Genomic DNA, 20,565 nt, shown 5'->3' with positions numbered 1-20,565 from the left:
TTATTAAAAAAAATATTTTAATTTAGGTTAATGTTTAAAAGGTATAAGTTTATTCTTTCTTTCTTTTTTCTGCATTTGGTTTGTGTTGGTTTTGCTCAAAACGAAACCTATAAATTTAATCAAATAACAGATGCTAATGGCTTGTCTCAAAATTCTGTAATTGCTATCCATCAAGACAAATTAGGGCAAGTTTGGATTGGAACTAGAGATGGTTTAAATAGATATAATGGTGCAGAATTTAAGGTTTTTAGACATCAAAAAGAGAATGAAAACTCAATAAGTAACAACGGCATTCTTTGTATAGAAGAAGACAAAGATGGTTTTATTTGGGTAGGTACTTCTTTCGGATTAAATAGATACAATCCTAAACAAAATAAGTTTAAAAATTATTTTATAAATGAAAAGAAAAGGTTTTTAGGAAGTAATATGATTTGGGCAATTAAAAAAATGTCTAATCATCAATTATGGATAGGTACTTCAAATGGTATTTTAATTTACAATAAAAAAACAGATTCTTTTAAAAAGATTCTTAACAACAAACGGATTACATCAATTTATGAAACAAAAGATAGCACTGTTTTTATTGGAACTACAAAAGGATTATTAAAATTAAATACCAACTTAGAAAATAAGTATCAGTTTAAAACAATTAAAGAAACAGAAGAATTTTATATTAATGATATTGTTGAAAGTAAAAGCAATACTATTCTTTTTGGAACACAAGCAAATAGTGTTTTAGAATATAATCTTCAAACAAATGAAACCTTACCCTACTTTAGTGCGAAAGTTTTAATACATAAAAATAAAAATGCAAGAAAATTACTTTTAGATAATAAAGGTTTCCTTTGGATAGGAACTTATAATGGACTTCAAATAGCTAAAAACAAACAAAACATTATAGCATTTTATAATAACGACGCAGACGATAACTCTATAAATGATAATTTTATAAAAACATTATTTAAAGATAATGTTGGTTCAGTTTGGGTAGGAACGTATTATGGAGGCATAAATATTTGGAATAATTTTAATAATAACTTTATAAATAGTACCCAAAAATCCTCAAAAGAAGGGCTTAGTTTTAAAGTAGTAAGTGCTATAAAAAAACATAAAAATCAACTTTTTTTTGGAACCGAAGGTGGAGGCATTACAGTACTAAATAATACTACTAAAGAGGTAACATATATTACTACCAAAAATACAAAATTGCTTAAAAGCGATAATATTAAGGCACTTTGTATTACACAAAATGAAAAACTTTGGATAGGTACTTTTACAAATGGTGTTTCTATTTATAACTTAAAAAATAAAGCATTTGAAAACAATCCTTTTTCTAAAAAATTAACAGATTTTTTAAAAAATGTTGGTGTATTAAGTATTGTAAATTATGATCATGATCATATTCTTCTAGGGACCAATTATAAAGGCTTAATAAAATATAATATTAAGAACAATACCTTTAAGATATTCGATTCTAACTCAAAACCTACTGCTCTTACAAATAATAATATTAAAACAATAAATGTTGATAAAAAGGGGAATATCTGGGCGGGCACTTTAACAGGGTTAAACGCAATCTCTATAAATGAAGAAATTACAAATTATACTTACAAAACAGATGCGAAAGTAAAATTTGAAATCAATACAATTTTTGAAGATAATAAAGGTCTTTTATGGATTGGTACTTTTGAAGACGGACTTTTTAAATTAGAAGATAATGAATTTGAGCCCATTGATTTAAAAATTGGAGAATCTGAAATTAACGGAATAAGAAGTATTGTTGCGTCTGAAGAAGGCACATTTTGGATTAGTACTTATACACAAGGTCTTTTAAAATACAATTCTATAGAAGAAAAAATAATTTCTTATTACACCAATAAAGAGGGGTTAATAAGCAATCAATTTAATCGAGATGCAAGTTTACGTGTAGGAACATCTCAATATTATTTTGGAGGTCCCTTTGGCGTTACCTATTTTGATGAAAAAAAAATAGTTAAAAATAAGCATACCCCACAAGTAATTATTACAGGTTTTAAAGTAGATAACGCTGCTGTTTTAATTGATAAACAACAAGGTATACTTAAAAATGCTATTTCTTATACTAAAGAAATAGACCTAGATTACAATCAAGGAAATTTTAGTTTATCCTTTGCAATTCCAAATTTTATTAATTCAGGGAGTAATAGCTATGTCTATCGTTTAAAAGGTATAGAAACAGAATGGATTAAGACGTCTAATAATTATGCTGCTTACACAATTCAAAAACCGGGGAATTATACTTTTGAGGTAAAAGGGATTAATAGTGATGGATTTATAAACGAAAACCCTACAAGCATAAACATAAAAGTACATCCTGCTCCTTGGTTTAGTTATTGGGCTTATACTATTTATCTTTTAGTGACTTGTACTGTGCTGTTCTATCTTTTTACAATTTTAAAATCAAAAACTAAGCTAAAATATCAATTAGATTTAGAACAAATTAAAGGAGAAGAAATTGAAAAAATAAACAATGCTAAACTAGAGTTTTTTACAAATCTATCTCACGAATTTAGAACTCCGTTAACATTAATATCTGGTCCTTTAGAACAAATATTAGAGAATTACAGAGGCAGTAGTAAAATATTTAAAAGACTAAAAGTTATAGAAAACAATACACACCAGCTACTAAGTCTTATTAACAGGTTAATGGATTTTAGAAAGTATGAAAATAAGCTAATGCTATTAGAAGCCTCAGAAAATAATATTGTAGACTATGTTCGTGAAATCTACCTTTCATTTTCTGATTATGCAAAAAGTAAAGATTATACATATTCTTTTTCTACTTCTTCAGATAATATTATGGTTTATTTTGATAAAATTAAATTAGAAAGTGTTTTTTTAAATTTATTAGCCAACGCTTTTAAATACACCCCAAACAAAGGCGAAATTAATATACACATTACAGAAACAGATACAAAAGTAATTATACATATAAAAGATACAGGTATTGGGATATCAGAAAAATATAAAGACAAGATTTTCGAACGTTTTTTTGAAGTTTCAAATCCTAAAAATTCAAAAAGCTATAATAAAGGCACAGGTATAGGTTTGTCTATTGTAAAAAGTATAGTAGATTTACATAAAGGAGACATAAAATTAAGCAGTAGCATAGAAAAAGAAAACTCAGGCTCTATTTTTTCTATAGAATTTTTAAAAGGGAAAGATCACCTAAGTAGTAAAGAAATTGTAAAAAATACTGCATACAATCAAGATGTAGCTGTATATAAAAATCAATTAGAAAAAAACAATTTAGTAATAGAAAAGGATGTTTTTTTTAAAAGTATACCTTCTAAAGAAAAAGCATCAATACTTTTAGTAGAAGATAATAAAGAATTGCGAATATTTATGCGTAATTTTTTAATTGAAAAATACAATGTTTATGAAGCAGAAAATGGAAAAGAAGGATTTAAAAAAGCCATACAAGAACCCATAGATATTATTGTAAGTGATGTTGTTATGCCTATTACCAGCGGAACAGAATTATGTGCTCTAATTAAAGGGGATATAAGAACAAGTCATATTCCCGTCATTTTATTAACCACAAGATCGTCATTTATCCATAAGATAGAGGGGTTAGAATATGGTGCAGATGATTATTTAAGCAAACCTTTTAATGTAAAAGAGTTTCAATTAAGAGTAGCAAATATGTTAAAATCAGTAGAACGACTTAAAGAAAAGGTTACTAACACTTCAATAGAAAAACAAGAGGATATAGTAATGTCTTCTTTAGATGAAAAGTTGTATGAGAAAGCATTCTTAATAGTAGAAAAAAATATAAGTAACGAGCAGTTTGATATTCCTTTTTTTTGTGAAGAGCTAGGTGTAAGTAAATCGGTGTTATTTATAAAAGTAAAAGCTTGGACAAGTTTTACGCCCAAACAATTTATACAGCATATAAGATTAAAAAGGGCAGCCACTTTTTTAGAACAAGGAAAAATGAGTATTTATCAAATTAGTAGTAAAGTAGGTTTTAAAGACCCTAAATATTTTAGTAAAATTTTTAAGAGTAAGTTTGGTAAAACTCCAAAGGAATATGCGCGATCTTTTCAAGAACAATAATTTTTAAGAACTGATTAAAAACAACAGCTTATAAACTAGAATTATGTCTAATCAAAAGGAGTTTTATCCACCTTTTTAGGAATTTTACCGCCTTATTTTAAAGTATTTTTGATTTTTAAATAATAATTAATAAATATAAAGATTTATGAAAAAAATTACATTTTACATTACTGCAATTGTAATAGTATTTACACTAACAACAAATGCCCAAGGAGATCCAGAGCCAACAGCTCCAATAGTTACAGAAGCAAATATATTACCAGGAACTTCAACAATAAAATCTCAAGGAGGTAATTTTGCAGAGGAAGCCGCATCAAGTAATCTAGCATTAAATAGTACGAGTACAGAGGCTTTTATTTTTACAAAAACTGGGGCTACTTACACAGCAAGTCTTAATGGAGTTGATACTACTGTAGATGTTTGGCAAATACAAACTGCAGGAGGTAGGTATTTACAGCTACAAAATAACACATCATCAGGTGGTAGATTAAAGCATAGAGGTACAACTGAACTTAGTACTTGGTATATTGTTGAAGGAACAGATGATGATAATAATCTATATTATAACATTATTACTGCGCATAAAGATGGAGAAGGTGGCGTTGAGAAAACGATAGCTTCAACAAGTAAAGACGATTTCTTAAATTTCCAAAATATACCTACTTCTCTTACAAATTTTAGATGGCGTTTTACTATGGATGGATTAGCCAGAACTCTGAGTACTAACGAATTTGATAAAATGTCTATTAGTATTTTAAATCCTGTAAATAATGATATTATTATTAGAGGTTTAGATGGTAAGGAAACTCAAATAGAGGTATTTAGTATTGTAGGAAAAAAAATACTGCAAGCAGTTTCAAAAGGAGAATCCTCTGCTGTTTTAAGTTCATCTAAACTATCTTCTGGTATTTATATTGTTAAGCTTTCAAAAGGGAGTTCTGTATTCACTAAAAAAATAATAAAGAATTAAAATAAGTAATTAGGTTTAATTTCGAAACAGTTTGGTTAATTTATAAAGCCAAACTGTTTTTATTTTTTAGAAAATATTAACTTTAATTTACAGAAAAAAAGATGTCTTTCAATAAAAAAAAAGTTTAATCAACTGTGACGTCCTGAAATAGCGTTACAGAATTAATAATCTAAAGGTAGTGATTTTATATCACTACCTTTTTTGGTTTTATATTGTTTTCTTTTGACTTTATTTTGTTGATGCATTTGATTTGGTGTCAGCATATAATTAGATAAATGAGGTCTTACGTTATTGTAAATTTCTATAGTATTTTGAACTAATTTTGTTTTAATTTCAAGATTTGTGTCATATTTATCAATATCAAATTCTTGTTTTAAAATTCCATTTATTCTTTCTGCAATTGCGTTTTCATAAGGATCATATTGTTCAGTCATACTTGGTATAATATCATTTTTGTCTAATAAACTTTGATATTCATTAGAACAATATTGTAAACCTCTATCAGAATGATGTATAATAGGTTGATTTTTATATTTTCTCTTTTTAAGCGCCATTTCTAAAGCAGCTAAAGAACCTCTTACATTTAAACTATCACTCACATTATGACCTACAATTTTCTTGGAGTAAGCATCTGTTATTAAAGCTAAATAGCTTGGTTTTTTTCTGTTACCAATGTAAGTAATATCACTTACCCAGACTTGTTCTGGTCTTATAAACTCTAACTCTTTAATTTGATTTTTATGTTTTCTAAACCTGTGATGAGAGTTTGTTGTAATATGATACTTCTTTTTTGGTTTAATCAATAACTGATTCGCTTTTAATATTTTAAATAACTTATCCCTACCAACATTTAATTCTTTTAAATCGTGCTCTAACAAATAGTAAAGTTTTCTTGTGCCTATTTTAGGCATTTGAAGTCGTTTTGATTTGACTAAATTGATCACTTTAAAACTTAGTTTTAGCTTCTCTTTTGTAGATTTAATATATCTGTAATAAACCTGTCTATGAACCCCAAGTAAACCACAAGTAGCCTTTATGCTTTGCTTGTGTTCTGTGGAGAAGTATTGTATTACTTGGGTTCTTGCTTTTTTCTGATAGGAATGTTAAACTCTTTTTCAGCATAGTCAATCATCATATCAAACAAAATTGCTTTTTTATCAGCTCTATCTGCTAAATATTCTGCTCTGTTTTTTTGCTTTTCAAGTAATTTAACTTGTTGTTCTAACTCTAAAATACGTTGTTCTGGTGTTTTAGACATACCTTGTTGAATTGTATATTGATAATCAAAGTTACCATATTTTTTTAACCAAGTTCGAATCGTAGATCTAGCTTGTATCCCATATTTATTTGTGGCTTGCATTGGTGTTAATAAACCTTGTTCAATCTCTTGTACTATCTGAAGTTTTAGACTTAAACTGTAATCTTTTTGTGTACGCTTTTTGTAATTTGAATCCATAGTTATAATGTTTAGGTGTAACACTATGTTAGGACGTGATAAACTTTATTATTAAAAAAACAATCAAAATCAGGATTATACAGGATAGTTTTTTAAATCTATAAAACTAATATTATTCTATATAAAAATTAAAATTTATTCCATAAAAGGGAAAACTAAAACCTTAATTTTATAACCACATAATTTTTTTAAAAAAAGTAAATTCAAATGTTATGAATAATAAAAATATATTTTTATGCCTTACAATACTATTTACAGGTTTTATTATTCATGCTCAAAATACTGAAGCGCCTTCATGGGTAGATTTTGGGCAAAACAAAAACAATAATACATTAGCAAATAGTATACTTACCGATTATTCTTTTTCTGGATATAAATTTTCAGAAGAAGAAATTTTAGATATTTCAGGTTGGACGCGATTTGATGTTACAGATCCTGCTTATGGAGCGGTAGCAAATGATAATATTTTTGATGACGATGCCGTTTTAGCAGCAGTTGAAGCTGCCGAAAATAGTAACCAACCAGCCATTATATTTTTTCCAGCAGGTAAATATCTTTTAGCAAATGAAGCCAATAAAGACAAACTTATTAGAATTAGAAAAAGTAATATTGTAATAAAAGGAGCAGGTTCTGGAGCTGGAGGTACAGAAATTTTTGTAAAAGAACGTTCATCCTTAACTAACAACGGTTCTACTATGTATAGATTTAATTTTGTACCTGGAGGTACATCATTTCCTACTGATGTTACAACTGTAACTTCAGATATTCAAAGAGGAAGTTTTCAGGTAGATGTTGCTAATGGCTCTCTAATTAATGTGGGTGAGGTTATTCAGGTTTATACAAAAAACAAAGAGTTACTTGCAGCAAATACGCCAAATCTAAGCTATAATCCAACCTGGGGAAGCTGGGATATTACAAACAACGGTGCAGAAATCGTTAGTTTTCATGTTGTAGAAGCTATAAACGGCAACACCATTACTTTTAAAAATCCAATACAAATAAATCTTCCTGTTAGTAATACCAATATTCTTATTCGTAGGTATAATATGATAGAAAATGTTGGCGTAGAAGACATTTTATTTACGAGTGGCTGGGTAGATTATCCTGGAACTTATGTACATAATGCAGACCAAAGTTTAGATACTGGTTGGAGGGCAATTACCATGAAGCGTGTTCAAAATAGTTGGATTAGAAATTGTGTATTTAGTAGCTGGAGCGAATGTATTAATTTTGAATTCAGTATCGCATCAACAGTAAACAATATTAAGTTTGGAGGGCGAGGTGGTCATGTTACTTATGAAAGTAAATATAGTTATGGTATCTTGTATCAAAATTGTGATGCCTCAGAAGATACTTCTGTTCATGGACCAGGTATGATGCGATCAACTTCAAATAACGTGGTAAGAAATTGCCAAATGCCAAACTCAATAAATCAATCTGTAGATTGTCATGGGACATATCCATTTAGTAACTTGTTAGAAAATATAGACAATGGTTATTTTGTTGGTAATGGAGGTGCTGTAGGTGCTTATCCTAACAGTGGTCCAGATTTAACGTTTTGGAATTTTAAACACGATCGAATATCCTCAAATAATACCAATTACCGGTTTTGGGATCTTACAACAAGAAGAACTAATACGTATGCAAATCCAAAATTTGTTGGGCTTCAAACACCATCTAATGAGACTGTTACTTTTAATGGAGAACAATTAGATGAGCTTAGAAATGTACAAGTGTACCCAAATTCTTTATTTAATGCACAATTGCAACTGCGTTTATATGGAGGCTATATGTCTGCATCTTCATCAAAAACTGGTTTTGAAGCCAAATTAGCCAATGATAAAGAAGAGGCTACATTTTGGGAATCTGAAGGTACTGGAGTAGGGCAATGGCTCATGCTAGATTTAGGGACTAATAAAGCTATAAACGAGATTATTGTAAAAGAGCAATCTTCAAAAATTAAAGATTGGAAATTAGAATATTGGGATGCTACAGAATGGAAAGAACTCGCTACAGGATCAGAGATTGGAGTAGAAAGGCTTATCCGTTTTAATGTAACAACTGCTCGTAAACTACGTTTTAATATACAAAGTATGTTAGCAGGTCAGGAAGCTTCTTCAGCCTCCATAAAAGCTCTCGAAATTGGATCAGGACCACTAGAGTTAGTAACAGATAATTTTACAATAGAAACCATTGGCGAAACGTGTTTAGATAAGAAAAACGGGAGTATAAGTATTACTGCCTCAATAAATAAGAATTATGTGGTTAGCATAAACGGAAACACTTTTAATTTTACGAATACAACAACTATAGAAAATTTAAGCCCTGGGACATATGATTTTTGTATCACTGTAGAAGGTGATACTTTTAAGCAATGCTACCAGGCTACTATAGAAAGTGGCGCTAGTTTATTGGGTAAAATTAGTATAGAAAAGAAAAAAGCCAATATAAATATTACAGAGGGTACAGCGCCATATACAGTTATAAAAAATGGACAAACGGTTTTAGAAACTTACCAGTCTAATTTCTCAGTAGACGTTAGCCATGGTGATGATCTACAAATTAAAAGTAAGGCTGCGTGTCAAGGTAAACTTTTAAAACGTATCAATTTATTAAATGATATTAAGGCATACCCGAATCCTTCTAATGGATCTTTTGAATTGTATTTTCCAAATAATTTAGACACAATAGATTTAGAAGTTTACAATATTCAGTCTCAAATAATAGTATCTAAAACTTATGTAGTAAAAGATGGAAAGGTGAAATTGGATATAAAAGACAAACCAAATGGTGTTTATTTTGTAAAAGTGAATTCTAAGAAACCTGTATTTGTTAAAGTAATAAAGAAGTAATACGAAGTTTTTTTAACCTAAAAAAACATCTTAAACTCCTTACTTAAAACCATTTTAAGTAAGGAGTTTTTCTTAAAAAAAAAATAATCAGGATGATGCAGGACACTGTTTAGAAGAAAAAAAATTAATTTTATAAATTAAAAATAAATCAGACTAAAACTAAAATCAAATTAAAAACCAAAGAATATGAGGAATATTAAAAAAAGAAAATTATTTTTTTTAGCGATTTTATTAAGCTTGGTTTTTGCATGTACACCAACTAATTCAGATAAGTCTATTAGTTCAAAAGACAAAGAAATTGCAAGCAAAGTAAAAGACTTATTAAGTCAAATGACTTTAGAAGAAAAGATTGCAGAAATGACGCAAGATGCTCCTGCAAATGAGAGATTAGGAATTCCATATATGAAATATGGAGAAGCACTACATGGGTTATGGCTTGTTTTAGATTATTATGGTAATACAACTGTGTATCCTCAAGCTATTGCTGCTGCTTCTACTTGGCAACCTGAATTAGTTAAAAAAATGGCTTCACAAACCGCTATAGAAGCCAGAGCTTTAGGGGTTACACACGTGTATTCTCCTAATTTAGATGTTATTTCTGGTGATCCAAGATATGGACGTGTAGAAGAATCTTATGGAGAAGATCCTTATTTGGTGTCTAGAATGGGTGTTGCATTTATTCAGGGTATACAAGGAATGGGTGATGAACGTTTTGATGAGAATCATGTAATGGCAACAGCGAAGCATTTTATTGGTTATCCAGAAAATAGAAGAGGTATCAATGGTGGTTTTAGTGATATGTCTGAACGTCGTTTAAGAGAAGTTTATTTACCACCTTTTGAAGCTGCTATAAAAGAAGCGAAGATAGGTTCTCTTATGCCAGGTCATCAAGATTATAATGGGGTTCCAAACCATATGAATACTTGGTTACTTAAAGATATTTTACGAGATGAATTAGGTTTTGACGGTTTAATTGTTTCTGATAATAATGACATAGCAAGGTTAGGAACCATGCATTTTATTGCTGAAAACAGAACTAAATCAGCTCTCTTAGGATTAAAAGCAGGGGTTGATATGGACTTGGTGATTGGGAAAATTGAGAAATTAGCAGCTTACAATACTAAAGTGTTGAAAGATACCATAACACAGAATCCGGAATTGGAAAAGTATATTGACAAAGCGACATCTCGTATTTTAAAAGCAAAATATCAATTGGGTTTATTTGATGCAAAACCTAAAAAGATTGATAAAAAAACTGTATACGCTGGTAAAAAAGAACATCAAGAGTTTTCTTACGAGATGGCTAAAAAAGCAATCATTTTATTGAAAAATGAAGGTAATCTATTGCCTTTAGACCTATCTAAGATAAAATCATTAGCAGTTATTGGACCTAATGCGCATGAAAATAGACCTAAAAAAGGAACCTATTCTTTATTAGGAGGTTATTCTGGTTTACCACCATTTTATGTTTCTGCTTTAGATGGTATCAAAGCTAAAGTTGGTGATAAAGTAAAAATCAATTATGCAAAAGGATGTGATTTACAAGGTAAGTCTAAAGCAGGATTTCCAGCAGCCATTGCAGCTGCAAAAAAATCTGATGCTGTTATTTTGATAATTGGTGGTTCTAGAAAAACAGGTGGAGAAGGAGTTGATAGAGCTGATTTAGATTTATACGGTGTGCAAAAAGAATTGGTAAAGGCAATCCATAAAACAGGCAAACCTGTTGTTGCGGTTTTAATTAATGGTAGACCATTGTCCATCAACTATGTTGCAGAAAATATTCCTTCAATTTTAGAAACGTGGTATTTAGGGATGCGTTCTGGAGATGCTATTGCAGATGCTATTTTTGGTGATGTAAATCCTGGAGGAAAATTAACCGTTTCCTTTCCTAGATCTGTTGGTCAAGTTCCTGTAACCTATTTACAAAGGCCAGATTTTATTGGTTCTGGAAAAGGACAATTTAAAGATGCAGACAAATCTCCATTATTTCCTTTCGGATATGGATTAAGTTACACAACATTTTCATACAGTAAACCAACTTTTAAAGATGCAGTAATTAATACTGATGAAAGTACAACCGTTTCTGTAGATGTTACCAATACAGGAGATAGAGCTGGTGATGAAGTAGTGCAAATGTATGTAAGAGATGATTATGCTTCTGTTGGACGTTACAACAAAATGCTAAAAGGGTTTGAAAGAATTTCGCTAAAACCAGGAGAAACTAAAACAGTTACGTTTACTTTAGGTTTTGATGAATTAAATATCTTAAATCAACAAATGAAAAAAGTTGTAGAACCAGGAACGTTTACAATTTCTGTTGGGGCTTCGTCACAAGAGAGCGATTTGCAAAAAGCGACCTTAACTGTTAAATAATTAACTTTTTAAAAATAGTTTTTAAAACCTTTCAATTATATATTGAAAGGTTTTTTCTTTTAATAAAATCGGTATTTCACCATCAGGACACCACATGATATAGAGCTAAATGAAAAATAGTACATTTCACTTTAAAGAAATTAGATTAATGAAGAGAAGTATATTACTAATATTACTAGTTTTATCAAGTGCATTTAAAGCTCAAACCTTTCAACAAGATTTTGAGAGTTCAACAGTAGTTTCAGATTACATTAGTACTGTGCCAGATATTGGTGATTTTAATGGACTAACTGAAAGTAAAACGAATTTAATAACAAGTATCAATAATGGAGCTCTGCAATTTGAAAGAAATGAGGCAGCTACAATATATGCGTTTAGAAATTTTAATCTAACAGAAAATCCAACTTTGGTACAATTCAAATTTGATTTTGAGTTAAGTAATTACCAATCAGGCACACAAAATCCTACTTTTAGTGTTTTTGTTGGTAATAGTTTTTCCAGTTCCTCATTTGGAACAAATTCTACCTACGCAAGTCGTTTTGGTATAGTTGGTAAAAATGGAACCAATGAATTTAAAGTAACCACTGTAGATAATATTGGAGGTGCACCAAGTTCAAGTTATTATACAGGTAAGCAAGAAATTACCTTTATTGTAAATAATTCTGGTAGTGACCAAAGTTATACTGCACCAAATGGAAATTCAGAAGCTGTTGCTAATGGAAAAATGGATTTATGGGTTGGTAATACAAGTGTTATTAATGATTTTTCATTAAGAAACACAGCTTTTCCTAAAGCCGATATTTCAGGATTTAAAATTCAGGCGACTTCACGTTCAGGTACTGGAACTTTTTCTTTTGATAATATTGAATTTAAAGATTTATTGAATAATTCTGATGGAGGTACAGAAACACAATCTTTAATACATCCACATATTTGGGTAAGTCCTGCAGATAGACAAGGTATTTTAGATAATATTTCTAATCATACTTGGGCAAGCAGTTTATTCAATCAACTAAAACAAAATCAGGCTTCAAGATTTTTAAATCATGCAAGTAACCCTAGCGCAGAAATTTCTATTATACCACCAATACCTGGAAATAGAACTACACATAGAACACGATTAAATATTGGTGTAGAGTGTGCAATGTTGTATTATTTAACAGAAGATGAAAAATATGCTCAAATTGCTTCAGATATTTTGCATCAATATGTAAAACTATTAAGCGTTCAGAATACAGATTTTCAATTTTACTCAGGCAGTTTTAATCATTTAATTCCGCCAAGAGAACTCTTTACAAGAGTAGCAATGATTTACGATTTTGTGCAACCTTTTATTTCATCCACAGGAAAAACAGTCTATGATTTAGCAAGTAATAGTCAAGTTCCTTTTAATTTTGATACTTCTCAAAAAGCTTTTGAAGTCATGGCAGATAATGTCATAGAACTTGGAGGAAATGCATCCAATCATCCAGTTTTAGAATTGCCAGGTGCTTTGTATAATGTCATGTGTATGGAAGATGATGCAAAGAGAGCAGCTTATTTTAGTCTATTGATGAATGGTGCTGCAAATAGCAACCAACCAGGGGTAAATTGGATGTTAGATAGGTTTAGTGATGAAGATCGCTTATGGCCAGAATCTGCAGGTTATGGTAAGTTTACCCATGCTTTATTTATTCAATTGATGAATATTATAGATGATTATCAACCTGATTTAAAAATCGTTGAGAATAATAAAGACATCTTAGAAAGTATTTTTATTTATGAAAACTTCTTATATCCAAATGGGGCAACAATGGCTTATGGAGATATAGGTAGAAGTTTTACTGACCACGCACATATTTTTAGAAGTGTTCTAAAAATTGCAGATAAAAAGGGCTATACAGATTTGAAAGAAAGAGCATCATCAACCTTAAAAAAAATATATGCTGAAGATGGAGGTTATAATCCAGTTATAGAAAATCAACGTTTAGAATGGAACAGTCCATTACAATTACTTTGGGGTGTAAATATTGATAATTCGATTAGCGCAGATGGTGAACCAAAATATGGAACCGTTAAAGCATCGCATGCTGGTGTTGTTATGCAACGCAATTATTCTGGAGTAGATGATAAACAAAATGGTTTAATGTATTATACAGGAGGTGGTACATATGTACATGCACACGCTTCAGGATTAGATATGGAATTGTATGGTGCAGGCTATGTTATTGGGCCAGATTTTGGTGGTTCAGCAAGCGGATATGGTTCAGAATTACATGAGCAATATGCAGTTTCTTATGCAGCACATAATACAATTATTGTAAATGGTACTTCTGGTAGAGGTCCTAAAACAAATGGGAATAGTACTTGGCAAAATATTGTAGATCCAATTGTATTACAAGCTTCAGAGCCAAAACCGTATGCAAACCCAATTGCTGCAAATTTTAGCTTTTCAACACAATTTTTAGATGATAATCAAAATAATGTAGATCAACAACGTACTAATAGTATTATTAGAACAAGTAGTACCTCTGGTTATTATGTCGATATTTTTAGGTCAAAATCGAATGTAGTCAATAATTATCACGATTACTTGTTTCATGGTTTAGGAGATGTAATGCAAATTAAAACAGAAGGCAATCTTTTAAGTTTAACAGATACTCCAAATAGATACCAAAATGATATAGGTGATGATAGAAAACAACCAGGATGGAGGTGGTTTTCTAATACAAAAACATCTGCATTAACAAGTAATTCAATTACGGCTAGGTTCGATTTACAAGCAACAAATGATTATTTGCATGTTAACGTTCCAGGAGGTGTAGATAAAGAATATAGTGCAGCATTAGCACCTCCAACACAAGAAGTAAGTAATGGCTATGATAAAAAAAACACACAGGTTTTTGTTGCGCGTAAATATGGTGAAGCTTGGAATCAACCTTTCATTACCATATACGAACCATCAGCAAATAATGTGTCAACCATAAAATCAACCGAAAATATTATTGTTGATGATAAAGTTGTAGGTGTAAAAGTGATATCTCAAATTAATGGACATGAAATTATTGATTATGTTTTGTCTAATGATGATGATAATGTTGCTGTTAATTTACCAGAATTAAAAATTGCATTTACAGGAAGATTCGCCATTGTGAGGAACATCGTTAAAGCAAATACAACAGAGGTTTCTTTGTATATTGGAAAAGGGAGTCAACTTACTTTTTTAGACAATACTATTAATGCTGATGCAGAGGATAAAGCATTTTCAGAATATACATTAGGCTATGCTTTGTCTGTTGATGATTCTAAATTCCAGAACGCAATTTTTATGTATCCTAATCCAACTCAAGGAGATTTAAATATTAAAGTTCCCAATACTTTACAAAAGTTAGATATACAGCTCTATAGTATTCAGGGGAAATTGATAAAATCAAGTATTGAAAACGTGGAGAGGGGGAACCTAAATTTTGATGTGAATTCAATTCCAAATGGTGTTTATTTTATCAGATTAAATATGAATAAACCAGTTTATAAGAAGTTTATTAAAAGATAATGGAATACTTACAGGTAACCAGTAATAAATGAAAATTATAGAAAAGAACAAAACTAAGTTTAAACTAATTCTATTAACTTTTGTAATTTTAGAAATAGTAAGTTGTTATTATGCCTATTATACTTTAGGCGAGGTAAAACAGTTTTTTTGTATTCTAATTTTTGGTCTAAATATAATTCCATTAGTATTCTATCTTTTTAAACTTAAAAGAATCTCTCTTATAATTGCATTCACAATTGGGTTATACTTAATTCCTTATCAATCCTTTCTTTTTGTAAAATGGTATGAATTAAAAAAAGAAGCATCAATGATAGTCGAATATATTTACGATAATCAAAAAGATACTGGAGAATTTCCAAAGGATATCGTTCAATACGAATTTGAAAACCGTAATTTGATGGCTAATTTTTCATATAATACAAAGGCAAAAGGCTTTGGTTTACACTATTATATTGGAACCGAAGGCACTACTTATTTTTACAACAACAATGTTGGTAAATGGGAATACTATCCTGATTAAATTAATTCCATTTTTATGGAATATCAATTACAAATTGGTATGAGAGTCAATAATTTTTATTACTATTGAATTCTTTCATGTGTAGTATTTGCCCATCTAATTTGTGCTCTACCACCTTTAATACGATATGCGCCATATCTAATTTTTGATTGTGTGCCTCTTTCAGGATCAGGAATATTCCAATTAAATGCTTCACCACCAATTATGGCATTACAATAGTGTATTTTTTTAGAAGCATCGCTTGGGTCTACTTTAAAACCTACTTCTAATACAAAAGAAGTTATTTCATTTTTATTTACTTGTTTTAGAAAAACAACTTCTCTTCCACTGCCTGATCCACCGCGAACTAAGATTCGTTCTGCATAAATATCAAAAGCAACTTGCTTATCAGCATTAATCCCAGTACCGTAAACAGGATGTGCTCTATACAAACAAATCGCAGGATCTGGAGAACCACCACCACCAGTATGTTGACCCTTAGCTTGAGCTATATAACTTCCACTAGAACCAAAAGAACCTGTGTCTCCAACTTCTAATATTCTAAAGTCTCCTGTAAATTTTACAGATGAACCTACATTCGAGTTCGCTACAGGTAATGAGCGTTCCATTCTTGGTTGTAAGGTGTTTGCGGCATCTTGATTATTGGAGTCAGCTGTTATATTATATATACCCCATGTAATACCGTCAATAGTACTTTCTTTGTAATTGGCATAACAAGTTCTATCGTCAATAGTACCCACATTAACAGGGTTTGGTAAATCGTTTGATGTTCTAGTGGCGTTTTCACCATCTGAGTTACATGTTGTATAATCGCCTGTATCTTCATCAGCAGCTATAACTATAGTATCTGGGTCTGAAACTGGGTCTGGATCTGGTAGGTTTTCGAATAGGGAGTCCACAGATGCTTCTTCTTCTGATGAACAAGAGAAGAAGGTCGTAAAAATAATTAATGCTGTAATTGAAGCAAGTTTGAATATTAATTTTGATTTTTTCATATTTATGTATCTTATAAGATATATAAAATAAAGATAACATACTAACTTTATTAAACTATCCTGTTGAATGCTGTTTGAAGCGGTTGTATTATGAAATAATAGACATTTAACTTTTTTTTAGCATAAACTAATGAACGATTTGAAGAATAACAACCAGTTTTAAAATCTTTAATCAAGAGGATAGATTTATTATTGAAAGCAGTTAATTTATTTTTATTGACTTTTTTACCTGATACGACAGGATACATGTCTACAAAAAAACAAGTTTATTTATATCATAAAATCAGCAAAATGAAATACAAATTACTAGTTTTATTTATACCATTTTTAATTTTAAGTTGTCAAACTAGAAAAGAGAATTCTTCAATGAATCAATCTTCTGTAAATTTTGAAGAGTTATCTCAAAACTTCAAATCTCCATCAAAAGAATACCATCCAGAAACTTGGTTTCATTTGAATGGAAACAATATTAGCAAAGAAGGGTTAAAACGAGATTTGCAAGCCATTAAAGATGCAGGTTTACAAGGAATTCATTTATTTAACAAAGCAGGTCGTGCTTTTCCTAATGTAAAACCTATTAAAATTTTATCCCCAGAATGGGAAGATATGATTCGTTTTGCTGCGGATGAATGCCAGCGTTTAGGGTTAAAATTTACCATGCAAAATTGTCCTGGTTGGTCTATGACTGGTGGTCCTTGGGTACCTGCAAATGAGGCGCAACGTGAAGTGGTAGAAACTACGTATCATATTTCAGGAGGCAAACATTTTCAAGAAAGTTTAAAGATAGATTCTTTATACCATACTCCAGATTACGATTATAAAGATATTCAGGTACTGGCTTTTCCAACTTTAGCAGGTGATGATTTAAAACCATACAATCCATCAAAAATTGAAACAAACAATAGGATAGTTCCTTGGCAAGATATTTTTAATCCAGATTCAGAATTAATTGTTACCAGAAAAAATACTCGATTAAAAAAACCACTTAAGGAATATAGAAAAGTAGGAATTACTGAAGTGAAAAACCAACAAACTTGGGTAAAAACTTCGTTTGATAAAGAGATTACTTTGCGTTCTATAGTTTTCCCTCAGTTGCGCCATATTATTACAGGTACAAATTATCCAAGAGTAGAAGTTTCGATTAAAGTAGAGGCACTTATCAATAATAAGCTACAAGAAATAACAACCTTAAAAATACCAGATGCCAATTGGAATGATAGACGCAAATACCTAACCTTAGCCGTTCCAGAAACAACAGCTACTGAATTTAAATTTACTTTTTTAGGAAAACACGCTATTGCTCCAGAATCTATAAGATTAAGTGCAAAACCCAAATTGCACAATCATGAGGCAAAAGCAGCAAAAGTATTGAGACGTTTAAAGAAAGAAGTACAGTATAATTACGCAGAAAATACGATCATAAAACCTGAGACAATCATCAACTTAACCGATAAATTATCTACCGATGGAAAACTAACTTGGAATGTTCCTAATGGAAATTGGACAATTGTACGTTTTGGACATATCAATATGCGATTGACAAACAAACCTGCAGTGCCAGAAGCTACAGGTTGGGAGTCTAGTAAACTAGATAAAATTGCCATAGAAAATCATTTAAAAAACGGTATGATTGGAAATCTTATTAAAGATGGAGGGCCAATTGGAGATGGAAAATTACACGGTTTATTAATTGATAGTTGGGAAAGTCACGTGCCTACTTGGACAATCAATTCCGAAGATATGTTTAAAGAATTTGAGCAAAGAAGAGGATATAGTTTAAAAAAATATCTACCTGCTACAATGGGTTATATTATAGAAAATACAGCAACCACAACCAAATTTTTAAGAGATCTACGCCAAACAATGGATGAAGTTTTTATTGATAATTTCTTCAAACATTTTGCAACAGTTGCGCATGAAATGGGCGCAGAAGTGTATACAGAAGGTGCTGGTGGAGAGGTGTTGCCTGTAGATCCAATGCGTTATTATGGTGTTAGTGATATTCCTATGACCGAATTTTGGTATCCAAAAGCACCATCAGATCAAAATGAATATGCAAAACCCATTTACAACGCTTCTTCAGCTACACATTTATATAATAAACCAAAATTAGCAGCAGAAGCGTGTACACAAGTTGGTGTAAAGTGGAACGAACACCCTTTTTCTGTAAAATATTTAATCGATTATAATTTTGCAAAAGGTGTAAATCACTTGGTATTTCACACGTTTTCTCATACACCACAAACAGATGTAAATCCAGGATCTAGTTTTGGGGGTAATATTGGTTTTCCTTTTGTACGCCAGCAAACTTGGTGGAAGTACATGCCAGATTGGATAGCGTATTTATCTAGAAACCAATATGTGTTGCAGCAGGGAGAATATGTGGCAGATGTATTGTGGTATTATGGAGATCATTTTGAACGTCCACCATTTGATTTAGATGAATTCCCAAAAGGATATAGATTTGATTATTTAAATGCAGAAATATTACAAGAAAAAATCAGTATTAAAGAAGATAAAATCCATGTTGAAAATGGAGGGGATTATCGAATTATCAAATTAAGAGATTCAGAAAGTATACTGCTATCAACAGCAAAAAAACTGAAAGAATTAGTGATGAATGGGGCAGTAATTTTGGGTGATAAACCTAAAGATTCACCAAGTTTAATGGACAATGAGAATGATTTAAAAGAATTACTTTTTATTGCTGATGAACTGTGGGATAACACCAAAAGCGGTGTAAAACAAGTTGGAAAAGGTCGAGTTTATTGGGGTAAAACCATTGATGAAGTTTTACAAGCAGAAAAAATAACCAAAGACGTAATTGTCTCTGAAGATTTAGATATCAATTGGATTCACAGAGAAACAAAAGATGCGCATATCTATTTTGTAGCTTCTAAAGAAGAAAATCCAGTTGATATGTCATTAAGTTTTAGAATACAAAATTTAACCCCACAAATATGGGATGCGTTTACAGGAATTCAACAAGATGCTAAAGTTTGGAAATCATCAACTAATAGAACAAATGTTGTGGTTTCTTTACCTGAAAATGGAAGTGCAATTATTGTATTTTCTAAAAGTGATAAAAAACCATTTGCATCAAAAGTTACCTTTAATAACCAAACTATTTTAGATGCCAAAACAGAGTGGTATCAAATTCATAAAACAAATGATTACCCAAAAATATCTTGGGATAAAGATGATGTTAAAGCATCAAAATCTGGAGAGTATATCTTTCATCAAAATGGAAAAGAAATTGTAAAGTCAATTGATATTAAAAAAATGTCACTACAAAACAACTGGCAATTATCTTTTGAAAAAGGTTGGGATACTCCAGAGTCTATTGTTGTTGATGAATTAAAATCATTAACTGAATTGAAAAATGAAGCCATACAACATTACTCAGGTACAATAACGTATAACAAAATTTTTGAAGTCACAGAGTTAGGAGAATTCATGAGTATTGATTTAGGAGAAGTTGCAAACATTGCAGAATTATGGTGTAATGGTAAAAAAGTGGGTGTAAAATGGGCACCACCTTTTGAGTTTGATATTACAGACGAAATACAAGTTGGAGAAAACAAATTGGAAATTAAAGTAACCAATACTTGGCGCAATCAATTGATTTTCGACAATAAAAGACCAAAGAATTCTAAAAAAACTTGGACAACAGCTCGTCCAAAAAGTAATGAAACTGAATTGGAAAAATCCGGCTTAATTGGACCTGTAGTTTTAATACTTAAAAATTAACAGAGTTAATATAGTAAAG

At 30.5% G+C, this 20,565-nt stretch carries 10 protein-coding genes; 7 read left to right on the top strand and 3 right to left on the bottom strand.

From position 1 onward, the window contains the following. Nucleotides 1-30 precede the first annotated feature (30 nt). Together FP421_RS14500 and FP421_RS14495 are read left to right on the top strand one after the other, a co-directional pair. Complete coding sequence (locus FP421_RS14500; RefSeq protein WP_159951842.1) at nt 31-4,098, top strand: hybrid sensor histidine kinase/response regulator transcription factor; 4,068 nt, start codon at nt 31-33, stop codon at nt 4,096-4,098. 145 nt (nt 4,099-4,243) lie between these two features. Beyond that, on the top strand, nt 4,244-5,068 hold the full coding sequence (locus FP421_RS14495; RefSeq protein WP_159951840.1) for a T9SS type A sorting domain-containing protein: 825 nt from the start codon (nt 4,244-4,246) through the stop codon (nt 5,066-5,068). A 161-nt stretch (nt 5,069-5,229) separates the two neighbouring features. On the opposite strand, the gene FP421_RS14490 is transcribed toward FP421_RS14495, so the two are convergent. Together FP421_RS14490 and FP421_RS15155 are read right to left on the bottom strand one after the other, a co-directional pair. Further along, nucleotides 5,230-6,138 carry an IS3 family transposase gene (locus FP421_RS14490; RefSeq protein ID WP_201288866.1) on the bottom strand — a complete coding sequence of 303 codons (909 nt, stop codon included), beginning with the start codon at nt 6,136-6,138 and terminating at the stop codon, nt 5,230-5,232. Further along, entirely contained in the window at nt 6,138-6,524 is a 387-nt protein-coding gene (locus FP421_RS15155) for a helix-turn-helix domain-containing protein (RefSeq protein ID WP_201288862.1), read from the bottom strand. The genes FP421_RS14490 and FP421_RS15155 overlap by 1 nt, the downstream gene beginning before the upstream one ends. A gap of 212 nt (nt 6,525-6,736) precedes the next feature. Here FP421_RS15155 and FP421_RS14485 point away from each other — a divergent pair, with 212 nt between their 5' ends. From FP421_RS14485 to FP421_RS14470, 4 genes are all read left to right on the top strand, one after another. Further along, on the top strand, nt 6,737-9,376 hold the full coding sequence (locus FP421_RS14485) for a DUF4955 domain-containing protein (RefSeq protein WP_159951838.1): 2,640 nt from the start codon (nt 6,737-6,739) through the stop codon (nt 9,374-9,376). 186 nt (nt 9,377-9,562) lie between these two features. After that, complete coding sequence (locus tag FP421_RS14480) at nt 9,563-11,749, top strand: beta-xylosidase (protein WP_159951836.1); 2,187 nt, start codon at nt 9,563-9,565, stop codon at nt 11,747-11,749. Between the two features lie 148 nt (nt 11,750-11,897). Further along, nucleotides 11,898-15,281, top strand: coding sequence for a T9SS type A sorting domain-containing protein (locus FP421_RS14475; RefSeq protein ID WP_159951835.1), 3,384 nt, complete (start codon nt 11,898-11,900; stop codon nt 15,279-15,281). A 28-nt stretch (nt 15,282-15,309) separates the two neighbouring features. After that, on the top strand, nt 15,310-15,801 hold the full coding sequence (locus FP421_RS14470) for a hypothetical protein (RefSeq protein WP_159951834.1): 492 nt from the start codon (nt 15,310-15,312) through the stop codon (nt 15,799-15,801). 62 nt (nt 15,802-15,863) lie between these two features. On the opposite strand, the gene FP421_RS14465 is transcribed toward FP421_RS14470, so the two are convergent. After that, nucleotides 15,864-16,796 carry a hypothetical protein gene (locus tag FP421_RS14465; protein ID WP_159951833.1) on the bottom strand — a complete coding sequence of 311 codons (933 nt, stop codon included), beginning with the start codon at nt 16,794-16,796 and terminating at the stop codon, nt 15,864-15,866. A gap of 291 nt (nt 16,797-17,087) precedes the next feature. Here FP421_RS14465 and FP421_RS14460 point away from each other — a divergent pair, with 291 nt between their 5' ends. Further along, nucleotides 17,088-20,546 (top strand): glycosyl hydrolase, encoded by a 3,459-nt coding sequence (locus tag FP421_RS14460; RefSeq protein ID WP_159951832.1) that lies wholly within the window; start codon nt 17,088-17,090, stop codon nt 20,544-20,546. The last annotated feature ends 19 nt before the right edge of the window (nt 20,547-20,565 follow it).

This window comes from Polaribacter septentrionalilitoris (assembly GCF_009832745.1).
GTDB lineage: Bacteria > Bacteroidota > Bacteroidia > Flavobacteriales > Flavobacteriaceae > Polaribacter > Polaribacter septentrionalilitoris.
This window is presented reverse-complemented; position numbering and strand designations above follow the sequence as displayed.

Coding starts and splice junctions, on each gene's coding strand:
- FP421_RS14500 (WP_159951842.1), top strand. CDS start 31: ATGTTTAAAAGGTATAAGTTTATTCTTTCTTTCTTTTTTCTGCATTTG.
- FP421_RS14475 (WP_159951835.1), top strand. CDS start 11,898: ATGAAGAGAAGTATATTACTAATATTACTAGTTTTATCAAGTGCATTT.
- FP421_RS14485 (WP_159951838.1), top strand. CDS start 6,737: ATGAATAATAAAAATATATTTTTATGCCTTACAATACTATTTACAGGT.
- FP421_RS14460 (WP_159951832.1), top strand. CDS start 17,088: ATGAAATACAAATTACTAGTTTTATTTATACCATTTTTAATTTTAAGT.
- FP421_RS14470 (WP_159951834.1), top strand. CDS start 15,310: ATGAAAATTATAGAAAAGAACAAAACTAAGTTTAAACTAATTCTATTA.
- FP421_RS14465 (WP_159951833.1), bottom strand. CDS start 16,796: ATGAAAAAATCAAAATTAATATTCAAACTTGCTTCAATTACAGCATTA.
- FP421_RS14495 (WP_159951840.1), top strand. CDS start 4,244: ATGAAAAAAATTACATTTTACATTACTGCAATTGTAATAGTATTTACA.
- FP421_RS15155 (WP_201288862.1), bottom strand. CDS start 6,524: ATGGATTCAAATTACAAAAAGCGTACACAAAAAGATTACAGTTTAAGT.
- FP421_RS14480 (WP_159951836.1), top strand. CDS start 9,563: ATGAGGAATATTAAAAAAAGAAAATTATTTTTTTTAGCGATTTTATTA.